Origin of the sequence: Pseudomonas sp. ML96, assembly GCF_000761545.1 — a bacterium.
Taxonomy (GTDB): domain Bacteria; phylum Pseudomonadota; class Gammaproteobacteria; order Pseudomonadales; family Pseudomonadaceae; genus Aquipseudomonas.
Genome location: NZ_JPMY01000006.1, coordinates 126,111 through 147,267, shown reverse-complemented (window position 1 = coordinate 147,267; position 21,157 = coordinate 126,111). Strand labels below are relative to the sequence as shown.

The following is a 21,157-nucleotide window of genomic DNA, read 5'->3' as shown; positions in this document are numbered from 1 at the left end:
GAAAAGGATGCGGTATCCTAGCACCTCTTCGCCCGCCGGCGGTACGACCGCCCGGGCCGCCCGACAGGTCAAGAGCCCCTATGACACGACTCGCCCGCCGCTGCGCCGGCCTGCTCCTCGCAACCCTCCTCACCCCCCTGCCGGCCCTGGCCGCAGAACCGCAACCGACCCACGAATTCCAGCTGGACAACGGCCTCAAGGTCATCGTCCGCGAGGATCATCGTGCCCCGGTGGTGGTCTCCCAGCTCTGGTACAAGGTCGGCTCCAGCTACGAGACGCCCGGCCAGACCGGCCTGTCCCACGCCCTCGAACACATGATGTTCAAGGGCAGCCGCAAGCTCGGCCCCGGCGAAGCCTCGCGCATCCTGCGCGACATCGGCGCCGAGGAGAATGCCTTCACCAGCGACGACTACACCGCCTACTACCAGGTGCTGTCGCGTGACCGCCTGGCCGTGGCCTTCGAACTGGAAGCCGACCGCCTGGCCAGCCTCAAGTTGCCGGCCGACGAGTTCGCCCGCGAGATCGAGGTAATCAAGGAAGAACGCCGCCTGCGCACCGACGACAAGCCGGCCTCGCTGGCCTACGAACGCTTCAAAGCCATGGCCTACCCGGCCAGCGGCTACCACACCCCGACCATCGGCTGGATGGCCGACCTCGACCGCATGACCGTCGAGGAGCTGCGCCACTGGTACCAGGCCTGGTACGCGCCGAACAACGCCACCCTGGTGGTGGTCGGCGACGTCACCAAGGACGAGGTGCAGAGCCTGGCCCAGCACTACTTCGGCGCCATCCCGCGCCGTGAAGTGCCGCCGGCGAAGATCCCGCGCGAGCTGGCCGAGCCCGGCGAGCGACGCATCACCCTGCACGTGAAGACCCAGCTGCCGAGCCTGATGATGGCCTTCAACGTCCCCGGCATCGCCACCAGCGCCGACGCCCGCCAGGTGCATGCCCTGCGTCTGATCTCCGCGCTGCTCGACGGCGGCTACAGCGCGCGCCTGCCGTCGCGCCTGGAGCGTGGCGAGGAACTGGTGTCCGGCGCCTCGGCCAGCTACGACGCCTTCAACCGTGGCGACAGTCTGTTCACCCTCTCGGCCATGCCCAATGTGCAGAAGGGCAAGACCCTGGAACAGGTCGAAGCCGGCCTGTGGCGCCAGCTCGACGACCTCAAGCAGACCCCGCCAAGCGCCGAAGAACTGGCCCGCGTACGCGCCCAGGTGATCGCCGGGCTGGTCTACGAGCGCGACTCGATCACCAGCCAGGCCACCACCATCGGCTCGCTGGAGACCGTCGGCCTGTCCTGGCAGCTGATGGACCAGGACCTCGCCGCCCTGGAGGCCGTGACCCCGGCCGATATCCAGAAGGCCGCGCAGACCTTCTTCACTCGCACCCGCCTGTCGGTCGCCCATATCCTGCCTGAGCAAGCCCAACAAGGAGTCCAGCCATGAGCGAGCGCAACGGTCTGCGTTACGGCCTGCTCGGCCTCGGCCTGATCCTGCTGGTCGGCCTGCTGACATTCATCGCCACGCGCACTGCGCAGGCGCCAACCTACACCCCAGCGCCCTCGACTCAACTGGAGTCGCTGGCCACCCTCGAAGGCAAGGCGCCAAGCAAGCGCACCCTGGACATCCAGCAGTGGCAGACCGCCGAAGGCGCCCGCGTGCTGTTCGTCGAGGCGCGCCAGCTGCCGATGTTCGACCTGCGCCTGACCTTCGCCGCCGGCAGCAGCCGCGACGAGGGCGTGGCCGGCCTGGCCACCCTGACCAACGCCATGCTCAACGAGGGCGTGGCCGGCAAGGACGTCACCGCCATCGCCGAAGGCTTCGAGAGCCTCGGCGCGGACTTCGGCAACGGCGCCTACCGCGACATGGCGGTGGCCAGCCTGCGCAGCCTGAGCGCTGCCGAGCAACGCGTGCCAGCACTCAAGCTGTTCGAACAGGTGGTCGGCCAGCCGAGCTTCCCCGAGGACTCGCTGGCGCGGATCAAGAACCAGCTGCTGGCCGGCTTCGAGTACCAGAAGCAGAACCCCGGCAAGCTGGCTGGTCTGCAGCTGTTCGAGCGCCTGTACGGCCAGCATCCCTATGCCCATCCGAGCGAGGGCAGCGAGCAGTCGATCCCGGCCATCAGCAGCGCCCAGCTGCGCGCCTTCCACGCCAAGGCTTATGCCGCCGGCAACGCGGTGATCGCCCTGGTCGGCGACCTCAGCCGCGCCGAGGCCGAGGCCATGGCCGCCGAAGTCTCCGCGGCACTGCCCAAGGGTCCGGCGCTGCCGCCCATCGCCCAGCCCGAGGAACCCAAGGCCGGCCCTAGCCATATCGAGTTCCCATCCAAACAAACCCACCTGATGCTGGCCCAGCTCGGCATCGACCGTCGCGAACCGGACTACGCCGCGCTGACCCTGGGCAACCAGATCCTCGGCGGCGGCGGCTTCGGCACCCGCCTGATGGAAGAAGTACGCGAGAAGCGCGGCCTGACCTACGGCGTCTACTCCGGCTTTAGCGCCATGCAGGCGCGCGGTCCGTTCATGATCAGCCTGCAGACCCGCGCCGAGCAGAGTGAGGGCACCCTCAAGCTGGTACAGGACATCCTCCGTGACTACCTGGCCAACGGCCCGACGCAGAAGGAACTGGACGACGCCAAGCGCGAGATGGTCGGCAGCTTCCCGCTGAGCACCGCGAGCAACGCCGACATCGTCGGCCAGCTCGGCGCCATGGGCTTCTACGACCTGCCGCTGACCTACCTCGACGACTTCATGAGCGAGGTCCAGGGCCTGAGCGTCGAGCAGGTCAAGGCTGCCATGGCCAAGCACCTGGACCTGAACAAGCTGGTGATCGTCACTGCCGGCCCCACGGTTGAGCAGAAGCCACTGCCACCGCCCACCGACAAACCGGCCGAGCAACCCGCCGGCCCGCCGGAGCACTGATGCGCAAGCCCCCAAGCAAGAAACCCACCGAGCACAATGGCAGCGGCCAGCTGCGCATCATCGGTGGCGAGTGGCGCAGTCGCCAGTTCAGCTTCCCGATGGCCCACGGCCTGCGCCCGACGCCCAACCGCGTGCGCGAGACGCTGTTCAACTGGCTGGCGCCCTACGTCGAGGGCGCCCATGTGCTGGACTGCTTCACCGGCAGTGGCGCGCTGTTCCTCGAGGCCCTGTCGCGCGGCGCCAGCAGCGCGCTGGCCCTGGACAGCAACAGCAACGCCATCGCCAGCCTGCGGCAGATCCTCACCACGCTGAAATGCAGCAACGGCCAGTTGCTGCAGACCAACGCCCTGCAGCACCTGGAAAACCAGCCGGCCACACCTTACGACCTGGTGTTCCTCGACCCGCCGTTCGGCCAGGACCTGCTGGCCCCGGCCTGCCTGCTGCTGGAAGAAAAAGGCTGGCTGGCCAAGGACGCCTGGATCTACACCGAAAGCGAAACCGCACCCTCGACCCTGGCCATGCCCGGCAACTGGCGCCTGCACCGCGAGCAGAAGGCCGGCCAGGTCTACTACTCGCTGTGGCAGCGCGGCTGATCCCGCAGCCCTAGGCACACCGCAACACGGCTGCAATCTGCAGCCGGCATCCTCCCTGCGAAAGCCGGTGCTCAACACCGCGCTAACGAAAGGGACGCCGCATGAAGATCGCCGTTGCCGGGCTGGGTTACGTGGGGCTGTCGAATGCCGTGCTGCTCGCCCAGCAGCATGAGGTAGTGGCGCTGGACATCGACGCCAGCCGGGTCGAGCAGCTCAACCGCCGGCAGGCGCCGGTGGCCGACCCCGAGGCCGAGGAATACCTGGCGAGCAGGACGCTCAACCTGCGCGCCACCCTCGACAGCCGCGACGCCTACGAGGGCACGGACTACGTGCTGATCGCCACGCCCTCCGACTACGACCCGCAGACCCACCACTTCAACACCCAGGCCATCGAGAGCGTGATCATCGAGGCGATGGCGATCAATCCGCGCGCCGTGCTGGTGATCAAGTCGACGATACCGGTCGGCTACACCGAGAAGACCCGCCAGCGCCTGAACTGCGAGCAGCTGATCTTCTCCCCCGAGTTCCTGCGTGAAGGCCGCGCCCTCTACGACACCCTGCACCCGAGCCGCATCGTGGTCGGTGAGCGCTCGCCGCGCGCGCAGGTGTTCGCCGAGCTGCTCAAGGAATGCGCGGTCGAGCCCAGCGTGCCGATCCTGCTCACCGGCTCGACCGAGGCGGAGGCGATCAAGCTGTTCGCCAATGCCTACCTGGCCATCTTCAACGAGCTCGACACCTACGCCGCCAGCCATGGCCTGGACAGCCGGCAGATCATCGAAGGTGTCGGCCTCGATGCGCGCATCGGCAGCCACTACAACAACCCGTCGTTCGGCTACGGCGGCTATTGCCTGCCCAAGGACACCCAGCAGTTGCTGGCCAACTACCGCGACGTGCCGCAGAACCTGATTCACGCCATCGTCGCCTCGAACACCACGCGCAAGGACTTCATCGCCGGCGAGATCCTCAAACGCCGGCCGCGCGTGGTTGGCATCTACCGGCTGATCATGAAGAGCGGCTCGGACAACTTCCGCGCCTCCAGCATCCTTTGCATCATGCGCCGCCTGGCCGCCAGCGGCGTGGAGCTGGTGGTCTACGAGCCGGGCCTGCCCGCGGAGCACGGCATCGAGGGCCGCGTGCTGGACGATCTGGCGCAGTTCAAGGCCGTGGCCGATGTGATCTTGAGCAACCGGATGAACGAAGCCCTGGCCGACGTGGCCGCCAAGGTCTACAGCCGCGACCTGTTCGGCCGCGACTGAAGGCTTCTCGTCGCCGCGCCCGAGCCTTAAGCTGGGAGCGTTTCCGCTCCGAGCCGTACCGATGTCCGCACCGACCTTCTCCCCCGCCTGGTGGCTGCCCAGCCCACACCTGCAGACCCTGTTCGGCTCGCTGTGCCGCACCCCGCCGCCACTGCAACGCCAGCGTGAGCGCCTGTGGCTGGAGGACGGCGATTTTCTCGACCTCGACTGGCACGGCCCACACGAGGCCACAGCGCCGCTGGTGCTGGTGCTGCATGGGCTGACCGGTTCCTCCAGCTCGCACTATGTGCTCGGCCTGCAGCAGCAGCTGGCCGCACGAGGCTGGGCCAGCGTGGCGCTGAACTGGCGAGGCTGCTCGGGCGAGCCCAACCTGCTGCCGCGCGGCTACCACTCCGGGGTCAGCGAGGACGTGGTCAGCGTGGTCCGCCATCTGCAGGCGCAGCGGCCGCTGGCGCCGCTGTATGCCGTGGGTTACTCGCTGGGCGGCAATGTGCTGCTCAAGTATCTCGGCGAGTCGGGTAACGAATCGGGCCTGCAGGGCGCGGTGGCAGTGTCGGTGCCGTTCCGCCTGGACCACTGCGCCGAGCGTATCGACCGCGGCTTCTCCAAGGTCTACCAGGCCCACTTTATGCGCGAGCTGGTGGCCTATGTGCGTGACAAGCAGCAGCGCTTCACCGACGAGGGTCATCACGAGCGCCTGGCGGCGCTGCAGCAGCTCGGCCCGCTGGAGGGCATGCGCACCTTCTGGGATTTCGACGGCCGCTTCACCGCGCCGCTGCACGGCTACGCCGATGCCGACGACTACTACCGCCGTGCCTCCAGCCGCTATTACCTGGAGCGCATCGCCACGCCGACCCTGATCATCCAGTCCAGCGACGATCCCTTCGTCTTCCCGCACAGCGTGCCGCTGAGCCAGGAACTGTCGGCCAGCACCCAGCTGGAACTGCACACCCGTGGCGGGCATGTCGGCTTCGTCGGCGGCTCGCCGCGCCGGCCGGAGTTCTATCTGGAGCGACGCATCCCGGCCTGGCTGGCCGGTGCGGAGCGCTAGAAGATCCGTTCCAGCGGTACGTGGAGGCGCTGGTACAGCGCTTCCACTTCCGGCCGCGCGACCTCGGTGGCATATCCCCCTTCCAGCGCCAGCACCTGGTAGATGCCGCGACGCATCAGCTCCTCGCTGAGGTCGCCGGGGTTGCTGCGCACGGTGCAGAGGAAACGCACCCATGAGGTGAGGATGATCCAGCTGTTGAGGGTCAGCGCCTCGATCTGCGCCGGACTCATGATCAGGATGCCGGCGTCGACGAAGCCCTGGTAGATGTTCGACGCACCTTGCAGGCAGCGATGGGCGAAGGCGCGGTAGCGCTCGGCCAGCTCGGAGTCGGTTTCCAGAAGATGCTCAAGGTCGCGGTGCAGGAAGCGGTAGTGCCACATGGCCGCCAGCAGCGCCTCCAGATAGAAGGTCTTGTCCGCCACCGTCAGCGCGCGCCCTTCTGGTGGGCGGAGAAAGGCGTCGACCCGGCTTTCGTACTCGGCGAACAGCTCGGCAATGATCACCTGCTTGTTGCGGAAGTGGTAATACAGGTTGCCCGGCGACATGCCCAGGTGCGCGGCGATGTGGTTGGTGGTGACGCTGCGCTCGCCCTGGGCATTGAACAGCTCCAGGCTGGCTTCGACGATGCGGTCGCGGGTCTTGTTCTTCGGGGCCATGGTTCGGCTCGGTGCGAAAAGTGACAAAAGTACAGGGAAGCATACGGGCTGACGACCGGCGCAGCCCTCGATTGACAGTTTAGAGCATTTACTCTAAAAATCACTCAACCTAATCCGCCGCTCCCCACGAGGACGCCACCATGGTCGCCGACGTAGCCTATCTCCAACAAAACCAACAACAGATAGACGCCCTGGAGCCGCTGCTGGCCGCCCAGCGCGCTGCCTACCGCGCCCAGCCGATGCCGTCCGCCGAGCAGCGCCGTGCCTGGCTCAAAGCCCTTCGGGAGCTGATCCTCGGCGAGAAGCAGGCGCTGATCGACGCGGTGTCCCGCGACTTCAGCAACCGTGCAGCCAACGAGACCCTGCTGGCCGAGATCATGCCCAGCCTGCATGGCATCGACTACGCCAGCAAACGCCTGGGCAAGTGGATGAAGCCCTCGCGCCGCCATGTCGGCATGGCCTTCCAGCCCGCCTCGGCGCGCGTGGTGTATCAGCCGCTGGGCGTGGTCGGCGTGATCGTGCCGTGGAACTACCCGCTGTACCTGGCCTTCGGCCCGCTGATCGGCGCCCTGGCCGCCGGCAACCGGGTGATGATCAAGATGAGCGAATCGACCCCAGCCACCTCGCAGCTGGTCAAGGACCTGCTGGCCAAGGTCTTCCCCGAAGACCAGGTTGCCGTGGTGCTGGGCGAGGCCGAGGTCGGCCAGGCCTTCTCCAAGCTGCCGTTCGACCACCTGCTGTTCACCGGCGCCACCAGCATCGGCAAGCACGTCATGCGCGCCGCCGCCGAGAACCTGGTGCCGGTGACCCTGGAACTGGGCGGCAAGTCGCCGGCCATCGTCTCCGCCGACGTACCGCTGGAAGACGCCGCCGAGCGCATCGCCTTCGGCAAGACCATGAACGCCGGGCAGACCTGCGTGGCGCCGGACTACGTGCTGGTGCCGCAGGAGCGCGTCGAGGGCTTCGTCGCCGCCTACCGTGCCGCCGTGCAGCGTTTCTATCCCAAGCTGGAAGGCAACGCCGACTACACCGCGATCATCAACGAGCGCCAGCTGAACCGCCTCAAGGGCTACATCAGCGATGCCGAGAGCAAGGGCGCACAGATCGTTCCGCTGTTCCCGGCCGACCAGGGCCGACGCATGGCCCACAGCCTGGTGCTGAACGTCTCCGACGAGATGAAGCTGATGCAGGAGGAAATCTTCGGCCCGCTGCTGCCGGTAGTTCCCTACCAGCGTCTGGACGACGCCTTCGCCTACATCGCCGACCGCCCGCGCCCGCTGGCGCTGTACTACTTCGGCTATGACAAGGCCGAGCAGCAGCGCGTGCTGACCGAGACCCACTCCGGCGGCGCCTGCCTCAACGACACTCTGCTGCACGTGGCCCAGGACGACATGCCGTTCGGCGGCGTCGGCCCCTCCGGCATGGGCCACTACCACGGCCACGAGGGCTTCCTGACCTTCAGCAAGGCCAAGGGCGTGCTGATCAAGCAGCGCTTCAACGCCGCCCGCGTCATCTACCCTCCTTACGGCACGGCGATCCAGAAGCTGATCCAGAAGCTGTTCATCCGCTAAGGGGCCCAGATGAGCGAACTCACCAACGCCGCGCCGCAGCTCTCGCGCCGCGGCCTGCTCAAGGTCGGCCTGCTCGGCGGGGCGTTCCTCGCCACCGCCGGGGTCACCGCCAGCCTCAGCGGCTGCTCGGCCGCCGGCCCGGCAGCCAGCTTCACCGTGCTGCGCAGCAGCGACCTGCCCAGCCTGCGCGCCATCATCCCCGCCGTGCTGCAGGGCGCGGTACAGCCCGACACCATGCAGGCGGCGGTAGACGCCACCCTGCAGGGCATCGACCACAGCCTGCATCACGTCTCGCCGGAGCTGCTCAAGCTCACCCAGCAACTGCTCGACGTACTGGCCATGGGCGTCACCCGTGGTCCGCTGACCGGCATCTGGGGCAGCTGGGAAAACGCCAGTAGCGCCGACGTCAGCCAGTTCCTCACCCGCTGGGAACACAGCTCGCTGGACCTGCTGCGCATGGGCCATTCCTCGTTGCTGCAGATGGTGCTGATGTCCTGGTATTCCCGACCACAATCTTGGGCCCATTGCGGCTATCCCGGCCCGCCTGCTTTCTAACGGTCCGCCCCGCTCCCTTTGCAGAATTACAAGAAAAGAGCCTGAACATGCCTGTACCCGATATCTTCCGCGACGGCCTGGCCCGTGGCTGGACCACCTACGACGGCTCGCGCCTGGAACAGGACCTGCTGCTGGAGGCCGATGTCGCCATCATCGGCAGCGGCGCCGGTGGTGGTACAACCGCCGAGATCCTCAGCGCTGCCGGCTTCAAGGTGCTGCTGATCGAGGAAGGTCCGCTGAAGACCAGCAGCGACTTCAAGATGCAGGAGGCCGACGCCTACCCGCAGCTGTACCAGGAAGGCATCGGGCGCATGAGCAAGGATGGCGCCATCACCATCATGCAGGGCCGTGCCGTGGGCGGTACCACCCTGGTCAACTGGACCTCCAGCTTCCGCACCCCGGAGCCGACCCTGCAGCACTGGGCCGATGCGCACGGCGTACAGGGCCACAGCGCCGCCGAAATGGCGCCCTGGTTCGAACAGATGGAACAGCGCCTGGGCGTGATGCCCTGGGCCATTCCGCCGAACCCCAACAACCAGGTGATCAAGGACGGCTGCGAGAAGCTCGGCTACGCCTGGCACATCATCCCGCGCAACGTGCGCGGCTGCTGGAACCTCGGTTATTGCGGCATGGGCTGCCCGGTCAACGCCAAGCAGTCGATGCTGGTCACCACCATCCCGGCCGCACTCGACAAGGGTGGCGCCCTGCTCTATCTGGCCCGCGCCGAACGCCTGATCCACGACGGCGAGCGCGTCAGCGGCCTGGAGTGCCTGGGCATGGACGAGCGCGCAGTGGCGCCCAACGGCCGGCGCATCATGGTCAAGGCGCGCCACTACGTGTTGGCCGGCGGCGGCATCAACTCGCCGGCACTGTTGCTGCGCTCGCAGGCGCCGGACCCGCACCAGCGCGCCGGCAAGCGCACCTTCCTGCACGTGGTGAACTTCTCCGCGGCGCAGTTCGAGCAGGTCATCAATCCCTTCTACGGTGCGCCGCAGTCGGTGTACTCCGATCACTTCCAGTGGAACGACGGCGCCGCCGGGCACATGTCCTACAAGCTGGAGGTACCGCCGCTGCAACCAGCCCTGGCCGCCACCCTGCTCGGCCGCTTCGGCGTCGACAACGCCCTGCGCATGGAGCAGCTGCCGCACACCAACGTGATGCTGGCGCTGATGCGCGACGGCTTCCACCCGGACAGCGCCGAGGGCACGGTGGAGCTGCGTGGCGACGGCACTCCAGTGCTCGACTACCAGATGACCGACTACACCTGGGACGGCATCCGCCGCGCCTTCCACAGCATGGCCGAGATCCAGTTCGCCGCCGGCGCCAAGGCCGTGCTGCCGGTGCACGCCGCGGCCGACTACGCGAAGACGCCGGCCGAGGCCAAAGCGCTGATCGATCGCCTCGACCTGCGCCTGTTCCAGACCCGCCTGGGCAGCGCCCACGTGATGGGCGGCTGCGCCATGGGCGAGGATGCCAAGAGCGCGGTCACCGACAGCCTGGGCCGCCACCACCAGCTGGAGAACCTGTCGATCCACGACGGCTCGCTGTTCCCCACCAGCATCGGCGCCAACCCGCAGCTGTCGATCTATGGCCTCACCGCCAAGCTCTCAACCCTGCTCGCCGAGCGCTTGAAGGCGTAAGCCATGAGCAAGCTGATCGCCGTCCTGCTGCTGGTCGCCGGCATCATTCATCTGCTGCCACTGGCCGGCGTGCTCGGCGGCGAGCGGCTAAATTCCCTTTACGGCCTGGCGCTGGACGAGCCCAACCTACAGATTCTGATGCGCCACCGTGCCGTACTGTTCGGCCTGCTCGGCGCCCTGCTGGTGGCCGCCGCGTTCATCCCGGGGCTGCGCACTCTGGCCCTGCTTGGCGGGTTGATCAGCGTGGTCAGCTTCCTTCTGCTGGCCTGGAGCGCGCCGCTCTACAACGAGGCTTTGCGCCGCGTCGCGGTAGCCGACTGGGTGGCCCTGGCCTGCCTGCTGCCGGCCATGGTGCTGCACCTGCGCACGGCCTGAGGCTTTTCCGCCGGGGAAGCGCTGCGCTACCATCCGCGACTCTTACCGCTCCGAGCAGGACGAGACGATGAATCGAGTGTTGTACCCGGGCACCTTCGACCCCATCACCAAGGGTCATGGCGACCTGATCGAACGCGCCTCGCGCCTGTTCGACACCGTGATCATCGCGGTGGCCGCCAGCCCGAAGAAGAACCCGCTGTTCCCCCTGGAGCAACGTGTCGAGCTCGCCCGCGAGGTCACCAAGCACCTGCCTAACGTCGAGGTGGTGGGCTTCTCCACCCTGCTCGCGCACTTCGTCAAGGAACAGAACGCCAACGTGTTCCTGCGCGGCCTGCGCGCGGTGTCGGACTTCGAGTACGAATTCCAGCTGGCCAACATGAACCGCCAGCTGGCGCCGGACGTGGAGAGCATGTTCCTCACCCCGTCAGAGAAGTACTCCTTCATCTCTTCGACCCTGGTACGCGAGATCGCGGCGCTGGGCGGCGACATCAGCAAGTTCGTCCATCCGGCAGTGGCCGACGCCCTGGCCGAGCGCTTCAAACGCTGAGTCGAAGCGACACGGCGGGTGACTCCGGTCGCCCGCGCGTGGCGCGAAGGCCGTCAATCCGGCACAATTCGCCCATTGAATGCCTGAAAGTGCCATGCCCGCCGGGCCTGGCAGGAGTTGCCCGATGTCCCTGAAAATCACCGACGACTGCATCAACTGCGACGTCTGCGAACCCGAGTGCCCCAACGCCGCGATTTCCCAGGGCGAGGAGATCTACGTGATCGACCCCAACCTGTGCACCGAATGCGTCGGCCATTACGACGAACCGCAGTGCCAACAGGTCTGCCCGGTAGACTGCATCCCCCTCGACGACGCCAATGTCGAGAGCAAGGATCAGCTGATGGAAAAGTACCAGCGCATCACCGGCAAGGCCTGATTCCCCCGCTGCCGGTCGATCTTCGCTAGGCTGTAGGGCCTGCCCCGCACGGATCGCCCCAATGCTCCGCAAGACCCTCCTCGCCAGCCTGCTGCTGGTCTGCGCCAGCGGCGTGCAGGCCGCAACCACACTGCCCCAGCAGGCCGCCGTCGCCAGCGCCCACCCCGCCGCCACCGTCGCCGGCCTGGAAACCCTGGCTCTCGGCGGCAACGCCTTCGATGCCGCCGTGGCCATGGCCGCCGCCTTGGCAGTGGCCGAACCCTATGGCTCGGGCATCGGCGGCGGTGGCTTCTTCCTGCTGCGACAAGCGGGAGAGAAACCGACCTATCGCTTCATCGACGCCCGCGAGCGCGCGCCCCAGGCCGCCGGCCCCGACCTGTACCGGCGCAACGGCACGGTGCAGCGCGAGCTGTCGCTCAACGGCCCCCTGGCCGCGGCCATCCCCGGCCTGCCGGCAGGCCTGGTCCATCTGGCCAAGCACTACGGCAAGCTGCCACTGAGTGATTCGCTGACCCCGGCCATCCGCCTGGCGCGCGACGGCGTGGGCATCGACCGGGTCTACCGCGAGCGCGCCGAATGGCGCCTGCAGGCGCTGCAGCAGGACCCGACCAGCGCCGCCATCTTCCTCGAGCAGAACCGAGTACCCGCCGAGTTCGGCCTGCTGCGCCAACCGGCGCTGGCCCGTACCCTGGAGCGCCTGGCTCGCGACGGTCAGGCCGGCTTCTACGAAGGCGAGACGGCGCGCCTGTTGCTGGAGGGCGTCACTGCCGCAGGCGGTGTGTGGAGCGCGCGCGACCTGCGCGACTACCGGGTGGTCGAACGCCAGCCGCTACGCATCAGCCTCGACGGCGGCCGCGAGCTGATCGCCGCGCCGCCGCCCTCGGCCGGTGGCGTGGCCCTGGCGCAGAGCCTGCTGATGCTGCAGCAGCTGCCCTGGCAGAAGGCCGGCGCGGTGCAGCGCAGCCATTACGTGGTCGAGGTGCTGCGACGCGCCTATCGCGACCGCGGCCTGCTCGGCGACCCGGATCAGGTGCGCAACCCCGTGCAGCAACTGCTCGCACCCGGCTACCTGAAGGGTCTGGCCGAGAGCATTGCCCTGCAGAACGCTACGCCCAGCAGCAGCCTGCCGCCGGCCACGGCCTGGCGCGAGGGCGATCACACCACCCACTTCACCGTGCTCGATGCCGAGGGCAACGCGGTGGCCGCCACTCTGTCGATCAACCTACCGTTCGGCGCCGCCTTCACCGTGCCCGGCACCGGCGTGCTACTCAACAACGAGATGGACGACTTCGCCGCCGACCCGCGTGGCAGCAACGCCTATGGCCTTTCCGGCAGCCAGGCCAACGCCATCGCGCCGGGCAAGCGACCGCTATCGTCGATGAGCCCGACCTTCATCGAAAGCGACAAGGAACTGGCCAGCTTCGGCACGCCGGGCGGCAGCCGCATCCCCAGCATGGTGCTGCTGGCCGTGCTCGATTACCTGGACGGCAAGCCGGTGCAACAGTGGCCGGCCACGCCGCGCTACCACCACCAGTACCTGCCGGATGTGATCGAGTACGAGGCCGACGCCTTCAGCCCCAGCCAGTTGAACAGCCTAGAGATGCGCGGCCACCGGCTGCAGCGGGTCGAGCGCAACTACGGCAACCAGCAGGTACTGCTGTGGCGCAAGACCGATGGCCAGGTGGAAGCCGCCAGCGACCCGCGCGGCGTGGGCCGCGCCGAGCTGCTGCGCAGGGACTGAACTAGTCGAGGATGATCGGCGAGGCGCCCTCGATCTCGACCTCGCGCAGGCCATGCAGCGGCCCCTGCTCATCGGCCAACCGCAGGACATTGCGCAGGCCCTGGAAGATGCGCCCGACGTAGCCCAGGTCGTTCATCAGCGAGCTGGTCTGCAGGCCGTCCAGCTGGCCCTGGCGAACCATGGCGAACAGCCGCTCGCGATAGGCCCGGTCGAACTCCGCCGCCTGCTCGTCGAGTAGTTGCAGGCGCGCGCTCCAAACCTCGTCGCTCAGCTCTTGCGCTCGCACCAGTTCGTACAGCTCATGCAGCAGCAACAGCAGGTGGCGGCGCAGCTCGACATAGGTGTCGCGCACGGTGGAAGGCTCGCCGCGCAGCTGCTGGCCGAGGTTCTTCTGCAGGTGTTTGGCATCCTTCACTGCATCGACCAGTTGCAACGCGGCCAGCTGGCAGGCCAGCCAGAACTCGCGGTGAGCCTCATCCAGCGGCAGCTCCAGGCGCCCCATGAAGCTCAACAGGTCGCCATACACGCCCTTGATGTGGCGCTGGTAGAGCGCCTCGGCGTCCAGGGCATGCTCACCCGGCCGTGCCTGCAGCAACGCCTCGTCGCCATGCGCCTGGGCCAGCTGGTCCACCGGCAGGTACAGGGCATGGCAGATTACTTCCAGGCTCAACCGCCCCAGGTGACGCAGCTCGCGCATCACCGCGCTGGCGGCGGCGTCCACCGAGTCCAGCGCCTGGTCGTTGAGGTAGCGCGCGCGGGTACGCGCGACCTCCTGCGCACCGGGCACGGCCAGATCGGTGATCAGCACCTGCGGTTCGGCCGGCTCCGGCAGCCAGCGCAGCAATAACGCGGCCAGGCGCCCCTGCCAGGGCCAGAACAGCAGTACGCCGAAGGCATTGAACAGGCTGTGGAACAGCGCCAGCTGAATCAGACTGTTGTCACCCAGGCCGACCAGGCCGGCCAGCCACAGCACCAGCCAGGTCAGCGGCGCAAGCAGCACGAAGGCCAGAGTGGCGGTGACCACGTTGAACAGCACATGAGCCAGGGCCAGGCGCTGACCACTGCGGTTGCCGCCGAGCGAGCCGACCACAGCCGTACTGACGCTGCTGCCGACGTTGGAGCCGATGGCGATGGCCAGGCTCTGCCCCAGCTCCAGCTGGCCACCGGCCAGGGCCGCCAGGGTCAGCATCAGCGTCGCGTGGCTGGACTGCAGAACCACGGTGCCGATCAGGCCAATCAGGGTGAACAGCAGCTGCCCGGCCAGTCCCTCGGCCTGGTAGCCGGCCATATCCATGTCGCCACCAAGGCTGGAAAAACCCTCCTTGATCTGGTCGATGCCGAAGAAGATGAAGGCGATGCCCAGCACTATGCGCCCGGCGGCCTTGCTCTTCGCCCCGAGGAAACCGGCCAGCACACCGAACACCAGCAGCGGCAGGGCCAACGGGCTGAGGCTGAGATTCTGCCCGGCCAACGCGAGCAGCCAGATACCGCTGGTGGCGCCGAGGTTGGCGCCGAACAGGATGGCGATGCCACCGGCCAGCTGGATCAGCCCGGTGCTGATGAAGGCGATGGTGAGCAGCGAGACCAGGGTACTGGACTGCAGCAGCATGGTGCCACCGACGCCGAACAGCATGGCCTTGCCCGGCGTGGCCGTGCTGCGCCCGAGCAGCTGCTCCAGCTTGCCCCCGGCCAACTGGCGCAGCCCCTCCTCCAGGCACTGCATGCCGAACAGGAACAGCGCCAGACCGGCGCACAGCTGCAGCCAGCCAGCGCTATTCCAGAACGACCAACCCAGACCTCCCGCCAACACCACCAGCAGGAGCGCACGCGCATAGCGCTTCATATCCCTTCCCCCTCGCCCTGCCGCCAATACTAGCCGCAAACGAAAAGGCCCCCGGCACTCGCATGCCGGGGGCCTTTCGCCAGGGACCGGAAATCAGTCCTTCTTGTAGCCGCTCTCGGTGCAGCCCAGGCAGCGCACGAAGGCAGCCATGCCCGGCTCGACCACCAGAGCCTGGCCAGCTTCCTTGACGTTACCGCCAGCGGCGGTGAACGGCAGGCTGACCAGGAACAGACCGGCACCGATGATAGTGCCGGCGATCAACAGCGGACGGGCGATAATCAGGTCACCAGCCATTGCGTAGCCCTTAGGAGCCTCTAGTGCATATGCAGGATCGCCACTGGCGTTCTGCTGTACCACCTCTGCCTGCGCAGGCAGTGCCAGCAGGCCAGTGGTCAGAGCCAAGACAGCGGCGGTGGTGCGAAACAGATTCATGGCGCGGTCCTTCATTGTGTAGTTATGGCAGAGCGTTACGGCTAACTATAACAGCGCTCGCGCAATTGTCAGCGTGAACGCCGTCAATCGCCGTGGAACGCGTATTCCGGTTTCTTCGGCGGATAGGGTCGGAAAAAGGCCAGCAACACGCGCATATCGGCCTCGGCATCGCCGGTCGGCTGAAACGGCTGGCCGATCACCACGCGGCGGTTGGCGAAGTCCAGCGCCCCCGGAACGATAGGCACGCCCGCACCGACAGCGATATGGTAGAAGCCCATCCTCCAGCGCTCCACCCGCTTGCGCGTGCCCTCCGGCGACAGCACCAGGATGAACTCGCGGTTGTCGTGAAAGCCCTGGATCGCCTGCTCCACCATGTTCAGGCTGAGGTGACGCTGGATCGGAATACCGCCCCAGCTACGCATCAGAGCGCCGAAGGGCCAGCGGAAGATGCCGTGCTTGCCGAACCAGCGGGCGTTCAGGCGCAGGACGAACTTCAGCGCGATGAAGATCACGAAGTCCCAGTTGGAAGTGTGATGGGCGCCGATGGCGACGAACTTGTCGAGCCTGGGCAGCTCGCCCTCGATGCGCCAACCCATCAGGCGCAGGGCGCTACGCCCGACCCATTCGGCGAACGGGTTGGGCGGCAGGTAATTGCCGGACATCTTTGACCTCTTGTTATTGTTCTCGGCAGTGCGGATAGGCCGCGCTCAGCGCTGGCACTTGGGGCAGTAGACGCTGGCGCGCTGGCCCAACTTCACCTCGCGCAGCGTGCTGCCGCAGTTCTTGCAGAACTCGCCGCCACGCCCGTAGGCAAACAGCTCCTGCTGGAAATAGCCCGGCTGGCCGTCGCCACCGATGAAGTCGCGCAAGGTGGTGCCGCCACGCTCGATGGCATGGGCCAGAATACGCTTGATCTCCACGACCAGCGCCACATAGCGCGCGCGGGAGATCGAGCCGGCCTCGCGGCGCGGGTCGATGCCGGCGGCGAACAGCGCCTCGGTCGCGTAGATGTTGCCCACGCCCACCACCACCGCGTTGTCCATGATGAACGGCTTGACCGCCATCGAACGACCGCGCGACAGCTGGTACAGACGCTCACCATCGAAAAGATCGGTCAGTGGCTCCGGGCCCAGTTTGAGCAGCAACTCGTGATTGAGCGGATCGTTGCTCCACAGCAGCGCGCCGAAGCGCCGTGGGTCGGTGTAGCGCAGCGCCAGACCCGACTCCAGTTCGATGTCGACATGCTCGTGCTTGGCCACCGGCGCGCCCACCGGCACCAGGCGCAGGTTGCCGGACATGCCCAGGTGGCCGATCAGCGTGCCACTCTCGGCCTTGATCAGCAGGTACTTGGCGCGCCGCTCGACGCACTCGATGCGCTGGCCGGACAGGCGCACGTCGAGGTCTTCGGGGATCGGCCAGCGCAGGCGGCGCTCGCGCACCACCACGCGGCTGACGCGCTGACCTTCGAGGTGAGGCGCGATACCGCGGCGGGTGGTTTCGACTTCGGGTAGTTCGGGCATGACGGGCTCGGATACTGCGGATGCGGCCACCCTAGCAGGAAGGTGGCGGGCGGGGAATCAGCCCGGGCCCAGCTCGCGGATCGACTCGCGCAGGTTCTCGAAGTCGTATTCCGACAGGCCCACGTACTCCAGCACCTGGGTCTGAATGCACTCCCACTCGTGGTCGCGCTCCTGGTTGCCCAGCACCTTGTAGCTGGCGCAGATGTGCTCGGCCATCTTGAGGATCGCCATCAGCGTCTTCAGCTGCGCATCGCGCCCGGAATCCTCCTCGAAGAAGGACAGCGCGTTGTGGTGGCTGGCGATGGCCTCGCACAGGTGCAGCGGCAGGTTCCACGACTTGGCGGTGAAGTAGCCGACCACCGCATGGTTGGTGTTGAGCAGGCGGTTCTCGGTGTCCACCACACGACGTTCGCTGTTGGCGTTGTAGTAGGCCTCCTCCAGCACCGTCATGTAGTTGGGGAAGCGCTTGAGCATCAGCGGGATGCCGCAGTTGTGGAACAGGCCCAGGGTGTAGGCCTCGTCCGGCGACTGATAGCCGATGCGCTTGGCGAGGGTCAGGCAGGTCATGGCCACGTCCTGGGCGCTGTCCCAGAAACGGTTGAGGGTGACGATGGCCTCGTCGGTCAGCTCGCCGCGGATCGACTGCGCGTTGATCAGGTTGATCACCGTATTGCAGCCGAGCAGGTTGACCGCCTGCTGGATCGAGGCGATGCGGTTGGCCAGGCCGAAGTGCGGCGAGTTGACGATTTTCAGCAGCGCACCGGAGAGCCCGGGGTCCTGGCTGATCAGCTTGGCGATGGTCTTCAGGTCCGGATTGGGCAGGAACTGCTCCATCTGCAGATCGACCATGATCTGGGGTTGCGGCGGTACGCTGATGCCCTGCAGCACCTGCTGGATCTGTTCGGCGGAGAGTTCGTGGGCCATAACGACGGGCTGGAAAAATGTGAACGAGCCTACAGTCTAACCGAGAGAATGCGCTGAGGAGGCTAAACCTTTTGTCTGATCTTTTCCGAACCCGCCCGGTCGGAACAGGGACACCCACACAGACGAGGAAATTCGCCATGTCACTGTCTCTGAAAGGCAAACGTGTCGCCCTGCTGGTGACCGACGGTTTCGAGCAGGTCGAGATGACCGAGCCGAAGAAGGCCCTGGAACAGGCCGGCGCCCGCGCCGAAGTGCTGTCCGCCAAGGAGGGCCAGGTGCGCGGCTGGCACCACGACCAGCCGGGCGACAGCTTCACGGTCGATGGCACCTTCGACACCGCCCAGGTCGAGAATTACGACGCCATCGTCCTGCCCGGTGGCGTGATGAACTCCGACACCATCCGCACCAACGATGCCGCCCGCACCCTGGTGCAGGCTGCCGAGAAATCCGGCAAGCCGATCGCCGTGATCTGTCATGGCGCCTGGCTGCTGGTCTCGGCCGGACTGGTCAAGGGCAAGGCCATCACCAGTTGGCCGTCACTGCAGGATGACATCCGCAACGCCGGTGGCGACTGGCAGGACCAGGCCGTGGTACGCGACGGCAACCTGATCAGCAGTCGCAAACCCGACGACCTGCCGGCCTTCAATCAGGCATTGCTGGAGTCGCTGGCGGCCTGATGAATGCGGGCAGGGTATAATCGCGCTCTTTTTTCCGGAGCGTCCCCATGACCCTGCCCGCCCTGCGCCTCAAGCCCAATGCCGATCGTCGCCTGCGCGCCGGCCATCTGTGGGTCTACAGCAACGAGATAGATGTGGCGGCTACTCCGCTGCACCAGTTCCAGCCGGGCGACCAGGCCGTACTGGAAGCCGCCGGCGGCAAGCCGCTGGGCATCGTGGCGATGAGCCCGAACAACCTGATCTGCGCCCGCCTGCTGTCGCGTGACGTCAAGCATGTGCTCGACAAGTCGCTGCTGGTGCACCGCCTCAACGTGGCCCTGAGCCTGCGCGAGCGCCTGTTCGACAAGCCGTTCTACCGCCTGGTCTACGGCGACTCCGACCTGCTCCCTGGCCTGGTGGTCGACCGCTTCGGCGATCACTTGGTGGTGCAGCTGGCCTCCGCCTCCATGGAGCGCGCCAAGGACGCGGTGATCGAAGCCCTGGTCCAGGTCCTCAAGCCGCGCGGCATCCTGTTCAAGAACGACTCCGCCGCGCGTGACGCCGAGGGCCTGGAGCGCTACGTCGACACCGCCTTCGGTGTGGTGCCGGAGTGGGTCGACCTGGAAGAGAACGGCGTGAAGTTCCAGGCGCCGGTGCTGGAAGGGCAGAAGACCGGCTGGTTCTACGACCACCGCATGAACCGCGCGCGCCTGGCGCCCTATGTGAATGGCAAGCGCGTGCTCGACCTGTTCAGCTACATCGGCGGCTGGGGCGTGCAGGCCGCGGCCTTCGGCGCCAGCGAAGTGTTCTGCGTCGACGCCTCCGGCTTCGCTCTGGACGGCGTGGAGCGCAACGCCACCCTCAACGGCGTGGCCGAGAAGGTCACCTGCGTGGAAGGCGACGTGTTCGCCGCGCTCAAGGAACTGAAGTCCGCCGAGGAGCGCTTCGACGTGATCGTTGCCGACCCGCCCGCCTTCATCAAGCGCAAGAAGGACATCAAGAACGGCGAGGCTGCCTACCGCCGTCTCAACGAGACCGCCATGCGCATGCTCAACAAGGACGGCATCCTGGTCAGCGCCAGCTGCTCCATGCACCTGGAAGAAGACAACCTGCAGAACATCCTGCTGACCAGCGCCCGCCACCTGGACCGCAACATCCAGCTGCTCGAACGCGGCGCCCAGGGCCCGGACCACCCGGTACACCCGGCCATCGCCGAGACCCGCTACATCAAGAGCCTGACCGTACGCCTGCTGCCCAACAGCTGAGCAGCAAAAGCCCCGCTCGCACCTGCGCGCGGGGCCCGATCGCCTGCCTTAGAAGCCTTTGCGCTTCACCGTCCACAGCGGGCTGACGCACAGGCTGCACAGCGTGCCATTGAAAGTGCTGCTGGCATTCTGGTCGTTCATCAGCTGGTAGCGGAACCAGGCAGTAGCCGGGCCACGATAAGCCCCGCCATTGCCGACCGGCTCGAAGTGCGAAACCGTACGCCGCTCGCCCCAGAACACCGGCACGTTGGCCCGGGTATAGACCGGTTGGGCATTGAGGTAGGGGAAGGCAATGGTGTCGCCACCGCCGGACATCAGGAACATCGGCCCCTTCTGCTTGCTCTGCGAGCTGTTGTTGTGACCGAGCCCGAGGGTATACGGCTGGATCGGCGCCGTGGTGCGCACGCGCTCGTCCTGGCCGGCCATGATCGAGCCGCCACCTCCCTGGGAATGGCCCGAAGTGCCGACTCGCCCCGCATTCAGCTTGCCGGCATAGACACCGGAGGTGCTGCCGTTGGCCTGCACCAGATAGCTCAGGCAGGCGAGCATCTCCTGGCCGGTACCGGCATCGGAAGTTTCCGCGGCGGCCACCACAAAGCCATGGCTGGCCCAGTGGGTCAGCAGTGCCGCATAGGTGTCGGGCGTCGCGCCGGTACCGTTACCCCAGAGGATGATCGGGTGGCGCACGCCGTTCTGGCCCAGGGTGCTGGGTCGGTAGACACGGCAGCTGGGCCCTTCGCTCTGGTTGCTGGTGGCGTAGGGGCCACTGGCATCGAAACTGGAGACCGCCGGGAAGGCGGTGCCGGGGGTATCCGGCAGCGGTGCGGCAAGGGCGGAGGCCGACATGGCCAGAAGCACGGCCGCCAGGCCGCCGAGTGTGAAGTCATGCATTGGTAGGGTTCCTCGTTATTGTTCCCTGAGATACCCATCGCCTTCCCTCCCGACCCACCACGCCGGACCCGGGCTGCACTGCTCAAGCAGGCGACGGTCGGCGCTCGACCTATAGGCAGTGGCGCGCCGCCGTGCACCCTACGTGAGCGCCCGGCCTCACCCGCAATCACCCGAACGGCGAAAGCGGATGGGCGGCATCGCACCAACGGGCTAGCTCGCGCCGAAGCGGCGGCGCGCCACCGGCAATCGCGCCCGCCTTGGCTCGGCGGCTCCGGCGGGCGTAGAATCGGGGCATTCCTCGCCAGGCATCCTCCGGCGGGCTGTGAGCCCGGGCCGGGCGGACGG

20 protein-coding genes and 1 pseudogene are annotated in these 21,157 nt (G+C 67.0%); 14 read left to right on the top strand and 7 right to left on the bottom strand.

Going from position 1 to position 21,157, the window contains the following annotated elements:
* Window positions 1–80 precede the first annotated feature (80 nt).
* The 5 genes and pseudogenes from IP89_RS04680 to IP89_RS04660 all read left to right on the top strand — a co-directional run.
* Window positions 81–1,446: pseudogene (locus IP89_RS04680) on the top strand (M16 family metallopeptidase); the annotation flags it as partial.
* Window positions 1,442–2,920 (top strand): pitrilysin family protein, encoded by a 1,479-nt coding sequence (locus IP89_RS04675; RefSeq protein WP_043308022.1) that lies wholly within the window; start codon window positions 1,442–1,444, stop codon window positions 2,918–2,920. The pseudogene IP89_RS04680 and the gene IP89_RS04675, both read left to right, overlap by 5 nt.
* Window positions 2,920–3,513 carry a 16S rRNA (guanine(966)-N(2))-methyltransferase RsmD gene (rsmD, locus tag IP89_RS04670; protein ID WP_043308021.1) on the top strand — a complete coding sequence of 198 codons (594 nt, stop codon included), beginning with the start codon at window positions 2,920–2,922 and terminating at the stop codon, window positions 3,511–3,513. Before IP89_RS04675 ends, rsmD begins: the two co-directional genes overlap by 1 nt.
* 101 nt (window positions 3,514–3,614) lie before the next feature.
* Window positions 3,615–4,769: a nucleotide sugar dehydrogenase gene (locus IP89_RS04665; protein WP_043308020.1), complete on the top strand. Its 1,155-nt coding sequence runs from the start codon at window positions 3,615–3,617 to the stop codon at window positions 4,767–4,769.
* 61 nt (window positions 4,770–4,830) lie between these two features.
* On the top strand, window positions 4,831–5,820 hold the full coding sequence (locus IP89_RS04660; RefSeq protein WP_043308019.1) for a hydrolase: 990 nt from the start codon (window positions 4,831–4,833) through the stop codon (window positions 5,818–5,820).
* Here IP89_RS04660 and IP89_RS04655 read toward each other — a convergent pair.
* Window positions 5,817–6,476 carry a TetR/AcrR family transcriptional regulator gene (locus IP89_RS04655; RefSeq protein ID WP_043308018.1) on the bottom strand — a complete coding sequence of 220 codons (660 nt, stop codon included), beginning with the start codon at window positions 6,474–6,476 and terminating at the stop codon, window positions 5,817–5,819. The genes IP89_RS04660 and IP89_RS04655 overlap by 4 nt on opposite strands.
* Window positions 6,477–6,616: 140 nt before the next feature.
* Between IP89_RS04655 and IP89_RS04650 the strand changes: the two genes are divergently transcribed.
* The 7 genes from IP89_RS04650 (at window position 6,617) to ggt (ending at window position 13,281) form a co-directional block, all read left to right on the top strand.
* The gene (locus IP89_RS04650; protein ID WP_043308017.1) at window positions 6,617–8,047 is read left to right on the top strand and encodes a coniferyl aldehyde dehydrogenase; all 1,431 of its coding nucleotides are present in this window, start codon (window positions 6,617–6,619) and stop codon (window positions 8,045–8,047) included.
* Between the two features lie 9 nt (window positions 8,048–8,056).
* A complete protein-coding gene (locus IP89_RS04645; RefSeq protein ID WP_043308016.1) occupies window positions 8,057–8,602 on the top strand; it encodes a hypothetical protein in 546 nt (181 codons plus the stop codon).
* A 47-nt stretch (window positions 8,603–8,649) separates the two neighbouring features.
* The gene (locus tag IP89_RS04640; protein ID WP_043308015.1) at window positions 8,650–10,242 is read left to right on the top strand and encodes a GMC family oxidoreductase; all 1,593 of its coding nucleotides are present in this window, start codon (window positions 8,650–8,652) and stop codon (window positions 10,240–10,242) included.
* Window positions 10,243–10,245: 3 nt separating this feature from the next.
* On the top strand, window positions 10,246–10,617 hold the full coding sequence (locus tag IP89_RS04635) for a hypothetical protein (RefSeq protein ID WP_043308014.1): 372 nt from the start codon (window positions 10,246–10,248) through the stop codon (window positions 10,615–10,617).
* A 67-nt stretch (window positions 10,618–10,684) separates the two neighbouring features.
* Complete coding sequence (gene coaD, locus IP89_RS04630) at window positions 10,685–11,164, top strand: pantetheine-phosphate adenylyltransferase (protein ID WP_043308013.1); 480 nt, start codon at window positions 10,685–10,687, stop codon at window positions 11,162–11,164.
* 124 nt (window positions 11,165–11,288) lie between these two features.
* Window positions 11,289–11,540, top strand: a complete 252-nt coding sequence (locus IP89_RS04625; RefSeq protein ID WP_043308012.1) for a YfhL family 4Fe-4S dicluster ferredoxin — start codon at window positions 11,289–11,291, stop codon at window positions 11,538–11,540.
* Between the two features lie 61 nt (window positions 11,541–11,601).
* A complete protein-coding gene (ggt, locus tag IP89_RS04620) occupies window positions 11,602–13,281 on the top strand; it encodes a gamma-glutamyltransferase (RefSeq protein ID WP_043308011.1) in 1,680 nt (559 codons plus the stop codon).
* Between the two features lies 1 nt (window position 13,282).
* Here the strand turns inward: ggt and IP89_RS04615 are convergent, their stop codons facing one another.
* From IP89_RS04615 to IP89_RS04595, 5 genes are all read right to left on the bottom strand, one after another.
* A complete protein-coding gene (locus IP89_RS04615) occupies window positions 13,283–15,124 on the bottom strand; it encodes a Na/Pi cotransporter family protein (protein ID WP_043308010.1) in 1,842 nt (613 codons plus the stop codon).
* A gap of 93 nt (window positions 15,125–15,217) precedes the next feature.
* A complete protein-coding gene (locus IP89_RS04610; RefSeq protein ID WP_043308009.1) occupies window positions 15,218–15,556 on the bottom strand; it encodes a hypothetical protein in 339 nt (112 codons plus the stop codon).
* Between the two features lie 83 nt (window positions 15,557–15,639).
* A complete protein-coding gene (locus tag IP89_RS04605) occupies window positions 15,640–16,218 on the bottom strand; it encodes a lysophospholipid acyltransferase family protein (protein WP_043308008.1) in 579 nt (192 codons plus the stop codon).
* 45 nt (window positions 16,219–16,263) lie between these two features.
* On the bottom strand, window positions 16,264–17,076 hold the full coding sequence (gene mutM, locus IP89_RS04600; protein WP_043308007.1) for a bifunctional DNA-formamidopyrimidine glycosylase/DNA-(apurinic or apyrimidinic site) lyase: 813 nt from the start codon (window positions 17,074–17,076) through the stop codon (window positions 16,264–16,266).
* Between the two features lie 57 nt (window positions 17,077–17,133).
* Window positions 17,134–18,000, bottom strand: a complete 867-nt coding sequence (locus IP89_RS04595) for an HDOD domain-containing protein (RefSeq protein ID WP_043308006.1) — start codon at window positions 17,998–18,000, stop codon at window positions 17,134–17,136.
* A gap of 137 nt (window positions 18,001–18,137) precedes the next feature.
* Here IP89_RS04595 and IP89_RS04590 point away from each other — a divergent pair, with 137 nt between their 5' ends.
* Both IP89_RS04590 and IP89_RS04585 read left to right on the top strand, forming a co-directional pair.
* Entirely contained in the window at window positions 18,138–18,677 is a 540-nt protein-coding gene (locus IP89_RS04590) for a type 1 glutamine amidotransferase domain-containing protein (RefSeq protein WP_043308005.1), read from the top strand.
* A gap of 47 nt (window positions 18,678–18,724) precedes the next feature.
* Window positions 18,725–19,921: a class I SAM-dependent rRNA methyltransferase gene (locus IP89_RS04585; RefSeq protein WP_043308004.1), complete on the top strand. Its 1,197-nt coding sequence runs from the start codon at window positions 18,725–18,727 to the stop codon at window positions 19,919–19,921.
* Between the two features lie 48 nt (window positions 19,922–19,969).
* Here the strand turns inward: IP89_RS04585 and IP89_RS04580 are convergent, their stop codons facing one another.
* Window positions 19,970–20,812 carry a lipase gene (locus tag IP89_RS04580; RefSeq protein WP_043308003.1) on the bottom strand — a complete coding sequence of 281 codons (843 nt, stop codon included), beginning with the start codon at window positions 20,810–20,812 and terminating at the stop codon, window positions 19,970–19,972.
* Between the last annotated feature and the right edge of the window lie 345 nt (window positions 20,813–21,157).